Genomic DNA, 18,747 nt, shown 5'->3' with positions numbered 1-18,747 from the left:
CTCCTCGCCCGCCCCCGTTGCAGCAAAGCCACGTTCATGCCATCTGGTTGCGTGAAAGTGGCTTTGCTGCAACTCCGGGGGTCGCGTCAGCCGCGGTCGACGAGCTCCTTCTGGTACTTCTCCGTCATGTGGGCGACGGCCTGGTTCTGCTGCTCGGCGTGCCCCTCCCGGGTCTCGGTGGCACGGGCCTTCGCGTCGAGCGTGGCCTGTGCCTGGCCCTGGAACCTCGGCATCACGTGCTGCGCGATGAGCTCGTAGGACCGCCGGGTCGCGTCCGGGTTGGCCCACTCGTGCGCCATCAGCAGCATGGCGCCGAAACCACCGGACTGGTCCACGAGCTTCTGCACCTGGGCTGCGGCGTCGTCGGGCGTACCGATGGCGCCGATACCGGCCTCGTTGACGAAGTCGATCATCTCCCGGACGTCGCCACCCGCCACGGCCATCTGCGGGAACGCCGCCACCTTCTGGAAGTAGCGGAACCACTGCTCGATGCCGTGCTCGACGTCCTTGTACGCCTGCTCGCGGGTCTCCGCGATGTGCATGAGCCCGACCAGGCGCCACTTCAGGCGATCGACGGCGGTGCCGTACGCCCCGGCCCGCTCCTCCATGACGCCCCAGTGGTGCGCCAGCGCGTCGAAGCCCTCCTTGGTCAGGGTGGCGCCGATGGAGAGCAGGCCGACCCCGTACCGGCCGGCGAGCCGGGGCCCGGTCGGCGAGGCGACCGCCGCGACCGCGACGTCGAACAGCGGGTCGGAGTACGGGCGCAGGTGCAGCCGGGCGTCGACCAGCGTGTGGGTGCGGGTCGTCGCGTTCACCGGTTCGTCGCCGCGCAGCAGGCGCATGACGATGTCGAGGTTCTCCTCGAGCAGCTCGCGCGTGTCGGTGGGGTTCAGCCCGATCATCGCGGAGTCGGTGGGCAGTGAGCCCGGACCGACCCCCAGCATGATGCGGCCGCGCGTGAGGTGGTCGAGCAGCACCATGCGCTCGGCCACCCACAACGGGTTGTGGTAGCTCAGCGAGGTCACCCCGGTGCCGAGCTTGATGTGCCGCGTGCGCTCGGCCGCGGCGGCGATGAAGATCTCCGGTGACGCGATGATCTCCGAGCCGGCGGAGTGGTGCTCGCCGATCCACGCCTCGTCGTAGCCGAGGTCGTCGAGATGCTGCACCAGCCGGAGGTCACGCTGCAGGGCGCTGGTCGGGTTCTCCCCCGCGGGGTGGAACGGGGCCAGGAAGGTGCCGAAACGCAGTCGTGTCACGAGCGGACTCCAGTCGTCGACGACAGTCCTCCCGACCGTAGGCATGCCGACCGGGAAGCGCAGCTCCTCTGTCGGTCAGGGACCGCCCAGCGCGCGCACAACTCGCGACGGTGACGGCCTGCCGAGGTGGTGGGCCATCCAGGTGCTCGTGGCGACGAGCGCGTCGAGATCCACACCGTGGCGGATGCCCAGGCCGTCGAGCATCCAGACGAGGTCCTCGGTGGCCAGGTTGCCGGTGGCCGACTCGGCGTACGGACAGCCACCGAGCCCGCCCGCGCTCGCGTCCACGGTGGTGACCCCGTGGCGCAACGCGGCCAGCGTGTTGGCCAGCGCCTGCCCGTAGGTGTCGTGGAAGTGCACGGCGAGCTGCCGGATGGGGACCCCGCCGGCCACGCACGCGTCGAGCACGGCGTTGACGTGGCCCGGCGTACCGGTGCCGATCGTGTCGCCCAGCGACAGCTGGTGGCACCCCATCTCGACGAGCCTGCGTCCCACCTCGGCCACCTGGTGCGGCGCCACCGCGCCCTCCCACGGGTCGCCGAAGCACATCGACACGTAGCCGCGCACCCGGAGCCCCCGCGCCAGTGCCCGGCCGACGACCGGGGCGAACATGTCGAACTGCTCGTCCAGGGTGCGGTTGAGGTTGCGCTTCGCGAACGTCTCGGTGGCGCTGGCGAAGATCGCGATGTGCCGCACGCCCGCGGCCAGTGCGCGGTCGAGGCCCCGCTCGTTGGGCACCAGCACCGGATAGTCGATGCCGTCGACGCGCACCATCCGGCGCAGCAGGTCGGCGGCGTCCGCGAGCTGCGGCACCCACCTCGGGTGCACGAAGCTGGTGGCCTCGAGAACGCGGAGGCCGGTACGCGCCAGCCGCTGCAGGAACTCGGCCTTCACCTCGACGGGCACGACCGTCGACTCGTTCTGCAGCCCGTCGCGCGCCCCGACCTCGTAGATCGTGACGTGGTCGGGGAGCGTGGGATCGCGCACGACCATCGGAAGCTCGCGGGGCCGTCCAGCACCACTCATCCCCGCAGCTTCGTGGCCCTCGGCGGGCGGGTCAACGTACACGCCGCCCGAACGACGCAGTCGTTCGAAAAGGCCGGAACCGCGGGCCGCCCGGCCCGCCCGGCCGTAGTCTCGACGTTCGTGGGAGAGCCGGACGTGAGCCGCAGCACAGGGCCCGGCGATCGGAGATGGGCCTCCACCGGTTGCCCGCCGGGCTCCCGCTTCGACGCCTGGCGCGACGTACTCGGCGCGACGCACCTGCCGTTCGCCGTCGACCTGTCCGAGCCCCCGGTCGAGGCCTTCTCCGCGGAGGTGCGCGAGCACCACCTGGGGGACCTGACGCTGGTCGACACGCGGGCCTCCCCGCACCGAGGGGTTCGCAGCCGCCGGCAGGTCGCCGTCTCCGCCTGCGACGTGGTCGGCCTGCAGTACGTGGTGTCCGGGCGGGAACTCGTCGACCTCGGGCACGAGTCCGCGGTGATCGGGCCCGGCGATCTCCTGCTCTGGCACGGGGACGCGCCGGTCGGCTACGAGGTGATCGAGCCGCTGCACAAGCGCACCCTGATCCTGCCGCGCGCGGTCGCCGCCGCGGCGCTGCCCGGATTCGGCGGCAGGTTCCTGGCCTTCCCGTCCCGCACCGCGCCGGTTCCGACCGCGCTGGTCGGGCTGCTGGCCCTGCTCAGCACCGAGCTCACGGGGATGGACGACGGGGCGCGCGCCGCCTCAGCGGCACTGACCGTGCAGCTGGTCAGGTTGCTCGACCCGGGACGGGGCGAGCTCGCCCGCCACTCGCGACGGGACCTGCGGGAACGGGTGCTGCAGTACGTGGACGACAACCTCGGTGACCCGGCGCTGTCGCCGGCCACGATCGCGGCGGCGCACGCCGTCTCGGTGCGCAACCTGTACTCGGCATTCAACGGCATCGGCACCACACCGGCCGCCCACATCCGCCACCAGCGGCTCGCCCGCTGCCGTGCCGAACTGGCGGACACGTCCGGCTCGGTCGGGGACATCGCGTTCCGGTGGGGCTTCCGTAACCGGGCGCACTTCAGCCGGCTGTTCCGCGACCGCTACGCGATGCCTCCCAGCGAGGTACGACGGCGCCGGGGCAGGTGATCGGCGCCCGGCGGCTCAGCCCTCGGACCGCTTCAGCAGGTGGTCGACGAACCAGTCGCGCGCCGCCGTGCTCGCGATCTGTGCGCCCGCGCCGCGGTACCCGGCGAAATGGTCACCGGGGACGGTCACCAGCTTCTTGGGCTGCAAGGCCCGCTCGTAGGCCTCGAGCGCCCACTCGCCGGGGGCCACGTCGTCCGCCGGGGCCACCACCATCAGCACCGGGGTCGGGGAGATCTGCGGCACGTACCACCCCGGCTCGTAGCCGGCGAGGTACTCGACGCTGCGCAGCGTGATCTCGTTCGCCCATTGCGGGTCACGTTCGGCGGCGCCGCCCGGCGCGAAGAAGTACTCGTAGGCCGAGCGGGACGGGAGGCCCGCCTGTGCCGAGGGGTCCTCGGCGACCAGCGGGACCACGGCGGGCGCCTCTCCCCGGTACCGGGCCTGCCGGTCGGCCGCGAAGGCTTCCCGGGTCGGCGCCACCATGTCGACGCGGACCAGTGCCCGCAGCTCGCGGGAGCCACTGATGAACGGGGCCTGCCCGACCACGGCACCGACCCGCCGGTCGATCGCGCCCACCACGAAGGCGTGGCCGGCCGAGAAGCTCGTGCCCCAGACCCCGATGCGCCCGGCGTCCACGTCCGGCCGGCTCTGCGCGTAGGTGATCGCGTGCTGGTAGTCGCGGATCTGCTCCCACGGGTCGACCTCGTGGCGCGGCTTTCCCGCCGCGACGTCGGACCGGCCCCAGCCGCGGTGGTCGTACAGCACCACGGCCAGCCCCGCGGCTGCGAAGACCTCGGCGAAGTCGTCGATGAAGTGCCTGATCGTGCCGCCCCAGCCGTGCGTCATGACCACGCACGGAGCAGGCCGCGCACCGCCCTCGGCGGGGTGGAACCGGCCCCGCAGCGTGACGCCCTCGGCGTCGAACTCGATCTCCTCGAACATGGTGCCCCCGTCTTCTCGGCTCTGCCGCCAGTCTCTGCGGGGCACCGAACGGGGGCGTGCCGAATCCTGCACGGATCAGTTGCCGATCCGTGCGCGCTCCTAGGCCTGGGTGTCGGCCAGCTCCTGGTACAGCATCGCGTGCACTCTCTGCACGCCCGGAACGTCGTCGAACTCGAGTGGTTCGTCCGACGCCGACTCGATCACCAGCGTGCCGCAGCCCAGGATCCGTTCGAAGATCGTGTGCCGGAACTGCACGCTGTTGATGCGTCTCATCGGGATGTCGATGCCCCGGCGCGACAGCACGCCTTCCCGCACCAGCACCCGCCGGGTGGTGACGACGAAGTGGGTGGTGCGCCAGCGGACCACAGGCACCACCGTGAACCGGATGACGAGCGCCATCGCGAGGACGGCGAGCGCCAGCCAGGCCCACGGGGCCCAGGTCTGCGCACGCACCACCGCGGCGAGGAACGTGCCGACCGCAACCACCAGCAGCAGCACCAGCACCGGGACGACGACCATCTTCCAGTGCGGGTGCTTGTGCATCACGACCTGCTCGCCCTCGACGAGGAGCTCGTCCGGGTAGGCCACCCAGCCACGGTACTGCTCAGTCGGCAGGCCGCAGGTGTACGACGTCGCCCGCCGCGACGGCCCGCCGGTGGCCCGCCGGGTCGAGGAGCAGCAACCTGCCGTCCCGGTCGACGTCCTCGGCGATGCCGGTGAGGACCGTGCCGCCGGGCAGCTCCACCCGCACCTCGGAGCCGAGGCTCGCGCACCCCGACCGGTAGTCGGCGCGCAGCCGGGTGGCGTCCGGGTCGCCACGGCCATCGCGCCACTCGGCCTCCCGCTCGGCCAGCCGCCGGAGCAGCGCCACGAGCACGGCGGTGCGGTCGGCCGGGCCACCCTCGGCCGCCAGCGACGTGGCACCGGGCTGGTCGGGGGGTGACCCCACCACGTTCAGCCCGATCCCGACGACGACGGCGGGGCGCGCGTGGTCGGCGACCTCGGCGAGAATCCCCGCCACCTTCCGGTACCCCGGGCCGAGCAGCAGGTCGTTGGGCCACTTCAGCCCAGCCGGAGCGGTGGTGAGCTCCCGGACCGCGTCGAGGGTGGCGAGCCCGGCGAGCAGCGGCAGCCAGCCGAACCGTGACGGCGGGACGCCGGTGGGACGCAGCAGGACGCTCACGGTGATGCCGGACCCCGGCGGGGCCACCCAGGTGCGGGCGAGTCTGCCTCGGCCGGACTCCTGGTACTCCGCGACGAGCACCGACCGGTCCGGGGCGCCTGCGGCCGCGGCAGCCATCAGGTCGGCGTTGGTGGAGCCGGTGCGCTCGACCACGTCGAGCTGAGCCCAGGGGCCGACGAGCGACGTGCGCAGCACATCCGCGTCCAGCGGCTGAGCGGTCCGGTTCATACGGGCGGACGCTACCGACGGTGCGGCCGCGGCGCGTGATGCAGCGCGGTGTCCGCGACGGATGGACGCCGGCGGGCGACGGACGTGCCGAAATCGTCCCCGCGTCGCCGCCGGGCGGGAGGGGAGCGCACCAATCGGTCTAGACCGCCACCACCCGCGGCCCGCTCAGGGCCCCGTGGAGCTCGGACCGCGACGTGATTCCGAGCTTCGGGAAGGTGCGGTACAGGTGGGTGCCGACGGTGCGGTGGGAGAGGAAGAGCCGTTGGCCGATCTCGCGGTTCGAGAGCCCCTGCGCGGCCATCCGGGCGATCTGCAGTTCCTGGGGTGTGAGGAGGTCGTCGCGCCCCTCGGGCACGTCCACCCGGCTCGTCTCGCCGGACGCGCGCAGCTCCTGACGCGCCCGCTCACCCCATGTCCGTGCACCGAGTGCGTCGAACGCCTCCCGAGCCGCGCGGAGCAACGGGCGCGACTCCACCGCACGCCGATGCCGCCGCAGCCACGTGCCGTACGCGAACGCGACCCGGGCCCGCAGGAACGGCCAGGCGCTCAGATCGGCACCCAGCGCGTCCCGGAAGAGCGCCTCGGCGTGCTCGTCCGAGGCGAGCAGCGGCCGGACGGAGCAGAGGTTCACCCGCAGCAGCGGGGACCGGGTCTCGGCGACGATCGGCTCGAACTCGTGCACGATCACCCGCGCCTCGTCGGTGTGCCCGCTGTGCACCGCGGCCTCGACGAGGTCCACGAGGACCCAGTCACGGACGTAGCCGTGGTGAGCGATGTCGCCCGGGTCGAAGATCCGGCGCAGGTCTTCGTAGGCGTCGGCATGACGGCCCGCGGCGAGCGCGGTGGACCCACGAGCGAGCTGGACGAGCGACAGCATCGGGGTAGCGCCCATCGACAGCGACAGGCCCTCCGCGCACGTCGCGAGCGCTTCCGCCGCCGACTGGTCCCCCTGCAGGCCCACGACGGTCGCCTCGGCCGCCTTCGCGGCCGTCGCCCAGGTCGGCTGACCCGTCTCGACCGCGAGCCGCGCGCCCTCCTCGGCAGCCGATATCGCCACGCGCCAGCCGCCGAGGAAGATCCCCGTCCAGGCCTGAGACACCAGCGCGTAGGCGAGCAGCCCCAGCCGGCCCTGGGCGCGCAGCCCCGCGACGGCCGCCTCGAGGAACCGCGGCGCCTCGGGGAACGCGCCGATACCGGTGGCTGCCGAGCCCAGCAGACGCAGCGTCTCGGGGTCGCGCGCGGCGTCCGCGTCGAGCCGGGCGACACGATCGAGGACGACGGCACCCCGCTCGCGGGGGGCGGCGAACGCCAGGGTGGCGAGCAGTTCGGGCGTGTCCTCGGGCACCGGGATCCGCTCCGCGGCCGCGACCACGAGCTCCCGGGTGTGCCCGTCCGGATTGGCCCACCAGCACCGCAGCGCCACCAGCAGGAGCGCATTCAGCGCCCGGTAGGCGTCGCCTCCGAGCCGCAGCCGGTCCGCGATCTCGACGATGGCGGCGACCTTCGCCGAGCCCGACCACTGGCCCGCCTCGAACATCTCCCGCAGCCACGACAGGCGCGGGCGCTCCAGGGGCCCGAGCTCCAGCGGCTCGGCCTCGTGCAGCAGGCTGAGGACGAGGTCGCGGCGTCCGATCTCGAACGCCAACTCGGCGGCCCGGAGCAGCCGACCACCTCGCCGTGCGGGGTCCTCGGTCAGCTGCGCCGCCCGTTCCAGCGCACTGACGGCACCCGCGATCGCGCCCCGCCGCGCTGCGCGCGTGGCGGCGGCCTCCAGCTCGTCCGCCGCCTCGTCGTCGGGCCCGAGCCGGCACGCGACACGATGCCACACGCGCCGGTCGGGCTGGTCGGTCAGGACGCTCGCGAGCGCGGCGTGTGCCGCCTGGCGCCGGGCCAGACCCGCGGTCTGCCGGATCGCCGAACGCACCAGGGGATGACGGAAGCGCAACACGGTCTCGTCGGGCGCGGTCTCGTCGACGGTCACGAGCGCCGCGGACACCGCGGGCGCGATCTCCGCCACGGACAGCTCGGCCCCGACCAGCACGCCTGCGGCGCGCACGACCTCGGCCAGGGAGTCGCCGTCGTTGAGGGCGGCGACCAGTAGCAACGCACGCGTGCGGGTCGGCAGCTCCGACTCGCGGGCCGCGAACGCCCGCTCCAGACGCGTGGTCAGCGGTAGCCACGGCGGGAGCGCGGGCGCGTCACCGAGGTCCTCGAGGGCACGCGGCAGCTCCACGAGCGCGAGCGGGTTGCCCGCGGCCTCCTCGAGCAGCCGCTCGCGGCGGGCAGGTGCGAGGCCGGGCGCGTGCGCGTCGAGCAGCCGCGCGGCAGCGGCATCGTCGAGGGCCGCCAGGCGCAGCTGCGGCAGGCTCGGGTCGGCGAGGGGATGTTCGGACCCCTCTCGGCCGGCGGCCAGCAGGATGACCGGATCGGACTCCAGGCGCCGCGCGACGAAGGCCAGCACGTCGGCGGTGCCGCGGTCCAGCCAGTGCGCGTCCTCGACGATCAGGACCAGCGGGGCGCGCGCCGCGCTCTCCGCGAGCAGGTCGAGCACCGCCAATGCGATGCGGAACAGCTGAGGGGGCGCCGCGTCGCTCAGGCCGAAGGCGACCCTCAGGGCCTCGCGGTGGGCCTCCGGCAGCCCGTGGGTCGCCGGGAGGATCGGTCGCAGGAGCTGGTGGAGGGCCGCGAAGGGCACGGTGGCCTCGGACTGCACACCCGCGGTCCGGAGCACCCGGATGCCGCGTTCCGTCGCGCGTCCCTGCGCGGCGGTCAGCAGCGCCGACTTCCCCACGCCGGGTTCGCCGATCACGACCAGGGCCCCGCCCCGCTGCGGTGCACCGTCGACGAGATCGTGGAGTGCCGTGATCTCCAAGGTGCGCCCGAGGAGTTCTCCACCAGCCGGCATCACGCTCGCTCACCTTCTTCGATTCCCGGGATCCATTCCCGGCGAAGCCACGGAATGTGTCCGAAGAAGAACCGCGAGCAACTGCCGCCGACACCTCCGCGCAGCATTCGATCCGGCACGGTGGTCGGGCCATCGTTCGACATGGCTCAGGGTGTCCGTCGCGGTCGGTCGTTGGCGGTCTCGAAGTTCGCCTGGGTCGGCCGCCCTCGACTCGAAGCCGGAGAGCGCGGGGCAACCGGGCCATCGAGGATCCTAGGACGAATTCGTCCACACCGGTCAGATCACCGGAAAATGAGTGAGCGGATCCGCCGAACACGGAAGGGAATCCCATTTCCGTAGTGGACCGCTGACGCTGCGCGAGACCCGGGCGTCGGCGGCGCCCGGCGCCCACCCCCGGGTTGACCTGTCCGGATTAAGCTGCCCAGCCATGAGCGAGGGACGACGATGAGCGCCGCTGCTGAGCCGGTCGGGGACGCGTCCGGGGCCGACGAGCCCGACATCCACACCACGGCAGGCAAGCTCGCCGACCTCTACCAGCGCATCGACGGCGCGGTGCACGCCGGCAGCGAGGCGGCTGTGGAGCGCCAGCACGCGAAGGGCCGCCAGACCGCCCGCGAACGGGTCGACCAGCTGCTCGACCCGGGCTCCTTCGTCGAGCTCGACGCCCTCACCCGGCACCGTTCCACGAACTTCGGGATGGACGCCAACCGCCCGCTCGGGGACGGTGTCGTCACCGGCACGGGCACGATCGACGGCCGTCCCGTCGCGGTGTTCAGTCAGGACGCCACGGTGTTCGGCGGGGCACTCGGCGAGGTGCACGGCGAGAAGATCGTCAAGGTCATGGACCTGGCCGCGAAGATCGGCTGCCCCGTCATCGGCATCAACGACGGCGGCGGGGCCCGCATCCAGGAGGGTGTGGTCGCGCTCGGCCTCTACGCCGAGATCTTCGTGCGCAACGTGCGCAGCTCCGGTGTCGTCCCGCAGATCTCACTGATCATGGGGCCGGCCGCGGGTGGAGCCGTGTACTCCCCCGCGCTCACCGACTTCACGGTGATGGTCGACGGCACCAGCCACATGTTCATCACCGGCCCGGACATCATCAAGACGGTCACCGGCGAGGAGGTCGACTTCGAGGACCTCGGCGGCGGCCGGGCCCACAACACGAAGTCCGGGGTGGCGCACTACCTGGCCGACGACGAGGCGGACGCGTTCGCCTACGTCAAGGAGCTGCTGAGCTTCCTGCCGTCCAACAACCTCTCCGAGCCGCCCTCGTTCCCTGCGCCGGAGCCGACGGACGGCGCGATCGCCGACGGGCTCACCGACACCGACCTCGAGCTCGACAGCATCATCCCGGACTCCCCGAACACCCCGTACGACATCCGCGAGGTGATCAACCGGGTGCTCGACGACGGCGAGTTCCTCGAGGTGCACGAGCTGTTCGCGCCCAACATCGTGGTGGGCTTCGGCCGGGTGGACGGCCGGTCGGTCGGCGTCGTGGCGAACCAGCCGACGCAGTTCGCCGGCTGCCTGGACATCGACGCCTCCGAGAAGGCGGCCCGGTTCGTCCGCACCTGCGACGCGTTCAACGTCCCCGTGCTGACGTTCGTCGACGTGCCCGGCTTCCTGCCCGGCACGGAGCAGGAGTGGAACGGGATCATCCGCCGCGGCGCCAAGCTGATCTACGCCTACGCCGAGGCCACGGTCCCGAAGGTCACGGTGATCACCCGCAAGGCCTACGGCGGCGCGTACGACGTGATGGGGTCCAAGCACCTGGGTGCCGACGTCAACGTGGCCTGGCCGACCGCGCAGATCGCCGTGACCGGCTCGGCCGGAGCGGTGAGCATCCTCTACCGCAAGGAGCTCAAGGGCCTCGAGGGCGACGAGCTCGCCGCCCGGCGGGCCGAGCTGCAGCAGCAGTACGAGGACACCCTGGCCAACCCCTACATCGCGGCCGACCGCGGCTACATCGACGGCGTCATCCCGCCGTCGCACACGCGCGGCCACATCGCGCGTGCCCTGCGGCTGCTGGCCACCAAGCGGGAAGCCGTGCCGGCCCGCAAGCACGGGAACATCCCGCTGTGACGGCGCCCGGCGAGGCGACCCCCGAGGAGCGCCGGGCGCTGTTCCGGGTGGTGCGGGGCGACCCGACCGATGAGGAGGTGGCCGCGTTGACCGTGGTGCTCGCCGCGGCGGCCGCCACACCCGGCACGACGTCGGCGCCGGCCGTCCGGGACCGCTGGTCGGACCCCGTGACCAGGTTCCGCGTGCCGCTGCACCCGGGCCCCGGCGCGTGGAAGACCTCCACCTGGCCCCGCTGAGGGGCTGCCGGACCCACCCCGCGCCGCCAGCCTCAAGGTTCGCCCAAGTTCCTGGCCTCCCCGCTGTGATCGCCCCCACACTCGGCTCACCGGCCGAGGGGGACGGGCCGTCCGTCCGGACGGCAGACCCACAGCCAGGAGGAGGGGACCGGCGTGGACACCGACACGATCGTCAGGATCGGCCTCATCGCGCTCGTGGCCATCGCGGTGCTGACCGCGATGCCGCGCCTGCGTGGCACCTCCAGCAAGCGCACCGCCACCGGCAAGGGCGCCGGCTCCACGCCCGTCCGGCGGGAGCCGTACGGCACCGGCGACGCCCCCGCCGACGCGAACCCCGTCGGCCACCCGACGGGCCCGGACGGCGGCCGGGGCAGCTGACGCCTGGTGGGCTCCGGCGGACGGCGGCGCTGGTCGCAGGGGGCTCGGCGGTCCATGATCGGGGCATGGGGGAACGTGTGGTGCCGTCGGTCGAGGAGATCCGGCACGCCGCGGAGCACCTCGACCCTGTGTTCGCCGGGTCCCCCCTCCTGTCCGGCACCGCGCTCGACGCCGGGGGCGCCCGGGCCGTGCTCAAGGTCGAGACCCTCAACCCGATCCGATCGTTCAAGGGTCGCGGGGCGGTCACGTGGATGCGCGAGGTCGGGTCGACGGCCGGCGGGGTGGTGTGCGCGTCGGCGGGGAACTTCGGCCAGGGGCTGGCCTATGCGGCCCGCGCGGCCGGGACCTCGTGCCGGGTCTTCGTCGGGGCGTCGGCGAACCCGGCGAAGGTCGAGTCGATCCGCGCTCTCGGGGCCGAGGTCGAGGTCGGTGGCCCCGACTACGACTCCGCCATCGCGAGCGCCCGGCAGTTCGCGAGCGCGTCCGGGCTGAGCTTCGTGCAGGACGGCCGGGACCCGTGGATCGCCGCGGGGGCCGCGACGATGGCGCTCGAGGTCACCGAGGCCGGGACGCTGCCCGACGTCGCGCTCGTTCCCGTCGGCAACAGCGCGCTGATCCTGGGTGTCGCCCAATGGCTGCGGCACCGCAACCCCGAGGTCCAGGTCGTCGGCGTCTGCGCCGAGAACGCCGCGGCTCCCGCCCTCTCGTGGCGGGCGGGCCGGGTGGTCACCACCGCGAGCGCCACCACCGTCGCCGACGGGATCGCCGTTCGCGAGCCGTTCCCGGAGTCGGTCGCGGCGATGCTCGATCACGTCGACGACATGGTCGTGGTCAGCGAGGAGCAGCTCCGGAGCGCGACGCGGTGGCTGGCCGCCGACGTCGGGCTCCTCGTCGAGCCCGCCGGTGCTGCCGGGGTGGCCGCGCTACGGGCGGACCCCGACCGGTACGGGGGCCGGACCGTGCTCATCCCGCTCTGCGGGGGCCATCTGCCCCCTGACGCGCTGGGCTGGAGCGAGGAATGGAGCAGGTGAGCGGCTGACCCGCACGCGGGTCCACCGTGGGGTGGAGACGCGATCTCCACCCCGGGTCCACCGCCGGGCCGACGATCACCGGGCCCGCACGCAGCAGGGTCGTCGGCATGGAGATCCTCTCGTACGCGCTCGCGGGCCTCGTGCTCGTCTGGGTGCTGTCGCGGCAGTTCAGCGGCCGGTTCGTGTCCTTCCGACGGGCCGTGGTGCTGCCGGTCGTCCTCGTGCTGGTCGGGCTCGACCAGGCCTACAACGCCGACATCCGTTGGACCGGCGCGGCGGTCGGGGTGGTGGTGCTCGACCTCCTGCTGATGGTGGGGCTCGGGGCCGCTCGGGGCGCCGCGGTCCGGTTGACCGAGCGCGACGGCTACCTCTACCAGCGCGGTGGCTGGCCGCTCCTGGTGCTCTGGGTGGTCTCGATCGGCGCCAGGGTGGGCGTGGCCGTCCTGACCACCGGCGACGCGCGGGCGGCCGCTGCGACCACCGTGGCGCTCTCGGTGGGGGTGAGCCTCGCCGCGCAGTACGCGGTGCTCAGCTACCGGGTCCGGGCCGACGGGAGGCCGCTGCGGCCAGGCGCCCGTGATCGACGCGGCGCCGTGGCGGGGTCCAGACTCGACCCGTGATCGCGGAACGCGGCCCGCTGCGGGTGGCGGGCAACCTGGTCTGGTTGCCGATCGTGCTGGTGGCGGCGTTCGTGAGAGAGCCACCGCCCGTGCACCCGCTCGGCGCGGTGGCCGCCGCGGCCATCGCCACCACGGGCTGGGCACTACTCGGCTGGATGCGCGAGAACCCGCCGGTGTGGTGGACTCCCGTCGGCATCGCCGCCACCGGCCTGGGCGGCGTCGCGCTCCTGGCCACCACGCGGTCCACGACCCCGTTCGCGTTCCTCGTCTACGCGGTGCTGGTGGCCGCGGTCAGGCTCCCCGTCACCGCCGCGGTGGGGACGCTCGCCGCGATGGTCGTCGGCCTGGTCGCCGTGAGCCTCGGGTCCGCACCGGCCGTCGTCGCGGTCTTCGTGCTCCTGCTCGTGGCGGCGCTGCTGTTCGGGATGGGACGCCGGGAGAGCGCCAGCCGGGCCGAGCAGCGGGAGCTGGCCGTCGTCGCCACCGCGAGGGCGCACGAGGAGCACGCCCGCGCCGCGGCCCTCGACGAGCGCGCCCGGATCGCCAGGGACGTCCACGACGTGCTCGCGCACTCGCTGTCCGCGCTCGCGGTGCAGCTGCAGGGGGCACGGCTGATGCTGCTGCGCGACGGCGCCCCGCCGGACACCGTGGCGCAGGTGGAGCGGGCGCAGCGGCTGGCCGCCGACGGGCTGGCGGAGGCACGCAAGGCCGTCGCCGCCCTGCGCTCGGAACCGGTCGACGTCGTCGAGGGGCTGCGGGCGCTCGTCGCCGACGCCCCCGACGCCACGTTGCAGATCGACGGCGAGCCGGCCGGCCTGGCGGCGGGCGAGCGGGAGACGGTGCTCCGCACGGCCCAGGAGGCCCTCACCAACGCCCGCCGGCACGCTCCGGGAGCGCCGGTGCACGTGCGGCTGACCCGCCGCGGCGCGGCCACGGAGCTGGTGGTGCACGACCGCGGTGGAGCGCCCGCACGCCGGCAGCCGGGTGGCTACGGCCTCACCGGCATGGCCGAACGGGCCGCGCTGGCCGGCGCCGAGCTGGAGGCCGGCCCGGTGGCGGACGGCTGGCGGGTGCGGCTGCGGCTGCCCGCGGCGGACGCGATGCGGGCGTGAGCGCCCTAGACGGCCGGACGGCCGCGGAGCTGCGCGTCGTGCTCGCCGACGACCAGACGATCGTGCGCGAGGGCCTGGTCACCCTGCTCGACCTGCTGCCCGGGATCCGGGTCGTCGGCGCCGCGGCCGACGGCGACGAGGCCGTCGCCCTCGTCGCCCGGCACGCCCCCGACGTCCTGCTCACGGACCTGCGCATGCCGGTGTGCGACGGGGTGGGCGCCACGCGGCGGGTGCGTGCGGAGCACCCCGGCACGGCGGTCGTCGTGCTCACGACCTACGCCGACGACGCCGCCGTGGTCGACGCGCTGCGCGCAGGCGCGCTCGGGTGGCTGTCCAAGGACGCCGACGCCGAGGCGATCGGGCACGCGCTGCGGTCCGCCGCGGCGGGGCAGTCCACGATCGACTCCGCTGCGCTCGCCCGCCTGGTCGCCGCCGGTCCCCGGCCGTCCGGCCCACCTCCCGACGGCCTGACGAGCCGGGAGGCCGAGGTGCTCGCGCTGATCGCGGCCGGGCTGTCCAACCGCGAGATCGCGCGCCGCCTCGTGGTCGGGGAGGCGACGGTGAAGACGCACGTCAACCACCTGTTCGCCAAGGCCGGCCTGCACGATCGGGCCCAGGCCGTGCGCTACGCCTACCGGCACGGGCTCGTCGCGGAGTGACATCTAGTGCGGCGGCCACAAACGTCCACCGGGTTCCTCGCGGGCCCAGGCGGCCCCTCGCAGCGTTGCCGCCCTGGCGAATACCCCGGTATGAGCTGCGGGCGGCGCCTTGCGAGGAACCACCTGGACCCCGCGATCAACCCGGCAACGTTCGTGGCCACCGCACTAGGCTCTACCGTCGTGCGTGTCGTACTCGCTTCCGCCTCCCCCGCCCGGCTCTCGGTACTGCGAGCGGCGGGCCTCGACCCGGTCGTCGAGGTGGCCGACGTCGACGAGGAGGCGCTGCTCGACACCGTGCCGCACGCCTCGCCGGGCGAGAAGGTCACCACCCTCGCCGGCGCGAAGGCCACCACGATCGCCCGCCGGATCGCCGGCACCCACCCGGACGCGGTCGTGATCGGCTGCGACTCGATGCTGCACGTGAACTCCGAGCTCGTCGGCAAACCCGGCGACGTCGAGGTGGCCAGGCGGCGCTGGCGGGCCATGGCCGGGCGCACCGGTGAGCTCGTCACCGGCCACACCGTGCTGCGGCTGGCCGACGGGGAGATCGACCGGGTCGCCGAGGGACACGCGGTCACCGTGGTGCGGTTCGCCGAGCCGAGCGACGAGGAGCTCGACGCCTACCTCGCCACCCGTGAACCGCTCGCCGTGGCCGGCGCCTTCACGCTCGACGGCCTGGGCGGCTGGTTCGTCAAGGGCATCGACGGTGACCCGTCCAACGTCATCGGCATCAGCCTGCCGCTGACCCGCCGCCTGCTGGCCGGTGTCGGTGTCCGGGTGACCGACCTGTGGACCTCGACGGCCTGACCGCGCCGGAGACCGTGATCGACTCCGCCACGACCGGTATACCGTCGTGGTCGTGAGCTACTACGAGGACACGCGTGCGGCGTTCCGTCGTGGCGAGACGGCGGTCGTCGAACGGTTGAGCCGGGAGGAGCTCGCCCGCGCTCGCGGGAGCGCCGACGTCGACGCCGAGGTCGAGGCGCTCTGCATGCTGGCCAGGGTGGCCGTCCGCGGCGGTGACGTCTCCGAGGGCCGGCGGTTGGGGCGGGAGGCACTGGAGCTCGCGCGGCGCGCGGGCCGGCGGCGGCTCGAACTCGCCCCGACGCACATCCTGGCCGGCTCCGCGCGGATCTCGGGGGACCTCGCGTCGGCACGCACGCTCTACGCCGAGAGCATCGCGCTCAGCGAGGAGTTCGGCAACGCCGACCGGGTGGTCATGGAGATGCACAACCTGGCCTACGTCGAGTGGCACGCGGGTGACGTCGACCGCGCCCGGGAGCTGTTCACCATGACCTGCCGGCGGGCTCTCGAGCAGGGGATCGACGACTTCCTGCCCTACGTCACGCTCGACGCGGCGATCGTGGCCGAGATCGACGGCGACCACGTCCACGCCGCCCGCCTGCTCGCCGCCGCCGAGAGCGCGCTCGCCACGCTCGGGCAGATCCTCGACCCGGACGACGCGATCGAGCAGAAGGAACTCCGTGGCCGGCTGGTCACCGCGCTCGGACCGGACGGGTTCGACGCCGCGTACGCCACGGGAGCCGGCCTCGGGCTCCGCGAGGCGCTCGGGGGGTGATCGCCGCTCCCGGTTGCACTACACCCGAGCGGACGGTGAGGACTAGCCTGAACGCATGGCGCTGCCCCACGACACCGACCCGAAGCTGGCCGAGTACGCCCACCCCGAGCGGCTGGTCACCACCGAGTGGCTCGCGCAGAACCTGGGCACCGACGGTCTCGTCGTCGTCGAGTCCGACGAGGACGTGCTGCTCTACGACACCGGGCACATCCCCGGCGCCGTGAAGGTCGACTGGCACACCGAGCTGAACGACCCCGTCACCCGCGACTACGTCGACGGGGAGGGGTTCGCGCGGCTGTGTGCCGAGCGCGGCATCTCGCGGGAGAGCACCGTGGTCTTCTACGGCGACCGCAACAACTGGTGGGCCACCTACGCACTCTGGGTGTTCTCCCTGTTCGGCCACCCGGACGTGCGCATCCTCGACGGCGGCCGGGCCAAGTGGGTCGCCGAGGGCCGCGAGATGACCACCGAGCAGACGAAGCCGACCCCCACCGACTACCCGGTGGTCGAGCGCGACGACGCCACCATCCGCGCGTTCAAGGACGACGTGCTCGCCCACCTCGGGCTCGTGGGTCGGGGAGGGGCGCTGGTGGACGTGCGCTCGCCCGGCGAGTACTCCGGCGAGCTGCTGCACATGCCCGACTACCCGCAGGAGGGTGCGGTCCGCGGTGGCCACATCCCGGGCGCGGCGAGCGTCCCGTGGGCCCGCGCGGCGGCCGAGGACGCCACCTTCAAGCCGCGGGCCGACCTGGACGCCATCTACGTGCAGGAGCAGGGACTCTCGGCCGAGGACGACGTGGTCGCCTACTGCCGCATCGGCGAGCGCTCCAGCCACACCTGGTTCGTGCTCACCCACCTGCTGGGCTTCGGCAAGGTCCGCAACTACGACGGCAGCTGGACGGAGTGGGGCAACACCGTGCGCGTGCCGATCGTCCAGGGCTCGGAGCGCGGTTCGGTATGAGCACCCGAGCGACCGGAGCACCGGCCGAGCGCTGCGAGGGCGGGCGATGAGCCTCCCCCCGCAGCTCGCAGAGCTGGTCGAGGACTTCTCGGAGGTCGGTCCGAAGGACCGGCTGCAGCTGCTGCTGGAGCTGTCGCGGGAGCTGCCCGCGCTCCCGGAGCGCTACGCCGACGCGGCCGACACGATGGAGCAGGTGCACGAGTGCCAGTCGCCGCTGTTCCTGGCGGTCGAGGTCGACCCCGGGGGTGACCGGGCCGTGCACCTGTTCTTCTCGGCACCGCCGGAGGCGCCCACCACCCGGGGCTTCGCGTCGATCATGCACACCGGGCTCGACGGCGAGCCCGCCGCCGAGGTGCTGGCCGTGCCCGACGACTTCTACACCGCGCTCGGGCTGGCCCAGGCCGTCAGCCCGCTCCGGCTGCGCGGCATGGCGGCGATGCTCGCCAGGATCAAGAACCAGGTGCGCACGGCCACCGCAGCGGCCTGACTAGGCAACCTCAAGTCCTGGTCAAGAAGGTTCTCGCCGCCGCAAGAGGGCAGCAACACTGTGAGACGTCTCATAAGGACGGCTCAGGAGGTGTGCGGTGGCCCTCACAGCAACAGCTGACACCTGGGGCATCAGCGGTCCGACGTTCCTGCTCGCCTATCTCGTGATCGCGGTGGCGGTCTGGGTGGCGAGCACCCGAGCCCGCCGGGTGCTCGCCGAGTCCCGGGTCACCGCCCCGGCTCTCGACCTCACGACCCGTCCGCACGACATCGCCTACCTCAACGGAGGCGCCGACCTGGCGGTCGTGTCCGCGCTCAGCGCGATGCACCTGCGCGGGACCGTCAGCTCATGGCACGGCGCCGTCCGCGCCGCCGGCCGCCTCGAGCCCGGCGCCGACGAGCTGGAGCGCGCGATCCACGCCACCGCCCGGGGCGGCCAGCGCAAGCGGTTGCCGTTCCACCGCCAGGTGGCCGCCGCGCTGGCCGCGATCGACGCGCGCCTCGTGACCGCCGGGCTGCTGCTGTCGCCGCAGCGGCGGCTCCGGATCCGGCAGATGGGCCTCTGGATGCTCGCCGTGGCCGTCCTCGGTCTGGTGCGGGTGGTCGCCGGGGTGGCCGAGGCCAAGCCCGTGGGCTTCCTCGTGGCGGCGCTGGTGGCGGTCACGGTCGTGGCCACGGTCCAGCTCTCGCGCGCACCGCGGCGCACCCGGCTGGGCGACCGCACGCTCGCCGCACTGCGCGACGAGCACCACCTGCTGTCTCCCAAGGTGAAGCCCAACTGGGCGATCCAGGGGCCGGCCGGTGCCGCCCTGAGCGTCGGGATCTTCGGGATGAGCGCGCTGTGGGCGTCCGACCCGTCCTTCGCCACCGAGCTGGCCGCCCAGCGCGCGACCACGGGCGGGGGCACCGCCGACGGCGGCGCCGGTGGGAGCGGCGGCGGTGACGGAGGGGGCGACGGAGGCGGGGGC

At 73.6% G+C, this 18,747-nt stretch carries 19 protein-coding genes; 13 read left to right on the top strand and 6 right to left on the bottom strand.

Features of this window, described 5'->3' with window-relative positions; translation table 11 throughout:
- Nucleotides 1-86: 86 nt before the first annotated feature.
- Nucleotides 87-1,256, bottom strand: coding sequence for an LLM class flavin-dependent oxidoreductase (locus HF577_RS30485; RefSeq protein WP_169399445.1), 1,170 nt, complete (start codon nucleotides 1,254-1,256; stop codon nucleotides 87-89).
- Nucleotides 1,257-1,331: 75 nt separating this feature from the next.
- Nucleotides 1,332-2,282, bottom strand: coding sequence for a hydroxymethylglutaryl-CoA lyase (locus HF577_RS30480; RefSeq protein ID WP_211175065.1), 951 nt, complete (start codon nucleotides 2,280-2,282; stop codon nucleotides 1,332-1,334).
- A gap of 135 nt (nucleotides 2,283-2,417) precedes the next feature.
- Here HF577_RS30480 and HF577_RS30475 point away from each other — a divergent pair, with 135 nt between their 5' ends.
- The gene (locus HF577_RS30475) at nucleotides 2,418-3,377 is read left to right on the top strand and encodes a helix-turn-helix domain-containing protein (protein WP_169399444.1); all 960 of its coding nucleotides are present in this window, start codon (nucleotides 2,418-2,420) and stop codon (nucleotides 3,375-3,377) included.
- A 15-nt stretch (nucleotides 3,378-3,392) separates the two neighbouring features.
- Here HF577_RS30475 and HF577_RS30470 read toward each other — a convergent pair whose 3' ends face one another.
- The 4 genes from HF577_RS30470 to HF577_RS30455 form a co-directional block, all read right to left on the bottom strand.
- Entirely contained in the window at nucleotides 3,393-4,319 is a 927-nt protein-coding gene (locus HF577_RS30470) for an alpha/beta hydrolase (protein ID WP_169399443.1), read from the bottom strand.
- 99 nt (nucleotides 4,320-4,418) lie between these two features.
- On the bottom strand, nucleotides 4,419-4,907 hold the full coding sequence (locus tag HF577_RS30465; RefSeq protein WP_169399442.1) for a PH domain-containing protein: 489 nt from the start codon (nucleotides 4,905-4,907) through the stop codon (nucleotides 4,419-4,421).
- A 16-nt stretch (nucleotides 4,908-4,923) separates the two neighbouring features.
- The gene (locus HF577_RS30460; RefSeq protein WP_169399441.1) at nucleotides 4,924-5,730 is read right to left on the bottom strand and encodes a biotin--[acetyl-CoA-carboxylase] ligase; all 807 of its coding nucleotides are present in this window, start codon (nucleotides 5,728-5,730) and stop codon (nucleotides 4,924-4,926) included.
- 139 nt (nucleotides 5,731-5,869) lie between these two features.
- On the bottom strand, nucleotides 5,870-8,635 hold the full coding sequence (locus HF577_RS30455; protein WP_169399440.1) for an ATP-binding protein: 2,766 nt from the start codon (nucleotides 8,633-8,635) through the stop codon (nucleotides 5,870-5,872).
- Between the two features lie 444 nt (nucleotides 8,636-9,079).
- Here HF577_RS30455 and HF577_RS30450 point away from each other — a divergent pair, with 444 nt between their 5' ends.
- From HF577_RS30450 to HF577_RS30395, 12 genes are all read left to right on the top strand, one after another.
- Nucleotides 9,080-10,717: an acyl-CoA carboxylase subunit beta gene (locus tag HF577_RS30450; protein ID WP_169399439.1), complete on the top strand. Its 1,638-nt coding sequence runs from the start codon at nucleotides 9,080-9,082 to the stop codon at nucleotides 10,715-10,717.
- Complete coding sequence (locus HF577_RS30445) at nucleotides 10,714-10,953, top strand: acyl-CoA carboxylase subunit epsilon (RefSeq protein ID WP_169399438.1); 240 nt, start codon at nucleotides 10,714-10,716, stop codon at nucleotides 10,951-10,953. Before HF577_RS30450 ends, HF577_RS30445 begins: the two co-directional genes overlap by 4 nt.
- Nucleotides 10,954-11,106: 153 nt before the next feature.
- Nucleotides 11,107-11,331, top strand: a complete 225-nt coding sequence (locus HF577_RS30440; protein WP_169399437.1) for a hypothetical protein — start codon at nucleotides 11,107-11,109, stop codon at nucleotides 11,329-11,331.
- 65 nt (nucleotides 11,332-11,396) lie between these two features.
- Nucleotides 11,397-12,362 (top strand): threonine ammonia-lyase, encoded by a 966-nt coding sequence (locus tag HF577_RS30435; RefSeq protein WP_169399436.1) that lies wholly within the window; start codon nucleotides 11,397-11,399, stop codon nucleotides 12,360-12,362.
- 107 nt (nucleotides 12,363-12,469) lie between these two features.
- On the top strand, nucleotides 12,470-12,982 hold the full coding sequence (locus HF577_RS30430; protein ID WP_169399435.1) for a hypothetical protein: 513 nt from the start codon (nucleotides 12,470-12,472) through the stop codon (nucleotides 12,980-12,982).
- Nucleotides 12,979-14,094 carry a sensor histidine kinase gene (locus HF577_RS39925; protein WP_169399434.1) on the top strand — a complete coding sequence of 372 codons (1,116 nt, stop codon included), beginning with the start codon at nucleotides 12,979-12,981 and terminating at the stop codon, nucleotides 14,092-14,094. The genes HF577_RS30430 and HF577_RS39925 overlap by 4 nt, the downstream gene beginning before the upstream one ends.
- The gene (locus HF577_RS30420; RefSeq protein ID WP_169399433.1) at nucleotides 14,091-14,753 is read left to right on the top strand and encodes a response regulator; all 663 of its coding nucleotides are present in this window, start codon (nucleotides 14,091-14,093) and stop codon (nucleotides 14,751-14,753) included. Before HF577_RS39925 ends, HF577_RS30420 begins: the two co-directional genes overlap by 4 nt.
- 180 nt (nucleotides 14,754-14,933) lie before the next feature.
- The gene (locus HF577_RS30415; RefSeq protein ID WP_169399432.1) at nucleotides 14,934-15,560 is read left to right on the top strand and encodes a Maf family protein; all 627 of its coding nucleotides are present in this window, start codon (nucleotides 14,934-14,936) and stop codon (nucleotides 15,558-15,560) included.
- A 52-nt stretch (nucleotides 15,561-15,612) separates the two neighbouring features.
- Nucleotides 15,613-16,332: a tetratricopeptide repeat protein gene (locus tag HF577_RS30410; RefSeq protein ID WP_169399431.1), complete on the top strand. Its 720-nt coding sequence runs from the start codon at nucleotides 15,613-15,615 to the stop codon at nucleotides 16,330-16,332.
- 55 nt (nucleotides 16,333-16,387) lie between these two features.
- Nucleotides 16,388-17,293, top strand: coding sequence for a sulfurtransferase (locus tag HF577_RS30405; protein WP_169399430.1), 906 nt, complete (start codon nucleotides 16,388-16,390; stop codon nucleotides 17,291-17,293).
- Nucleotides 17,294-17,339: 46 nt separating this feature from the next.
- A complete protein-coding gene (locus HF577_RS30400) occupies nucleotides 17,340-17,780 on the top strand; it encodes a SufE family protein (protein WP_169399429.1) in 441 nt (146 codons plus the stop codon).
- A gap of 97 nt (nucleotides 17,781-17,877) precedes the next feature.
- Nucleotides 17,878-18,747: TIGR04222 domain-containing membrane protein (locus HF577_RS30395; protein ID WP_169399428.1), on the top strand; the 870-nt coding region annotated here is incomplete at its 3' end.

The sequence above is a fragment of the Pseudonocardia xinjiangensis genome, assembly GCF_012911925.1.
GTDB classification, from domain to species: Bacteria; Actinomycetota; Actinomycetes; order Mycobacteriales; family Pseudonocardiaceae; genus Pseudonocardia; species Pseudonocardia xinjiangensis.
The sequence above is the reverse complement of the archived record's forward strand: the minus strand, read 5'-3'. Positions and strand labels throughout refer to the sequence as shown.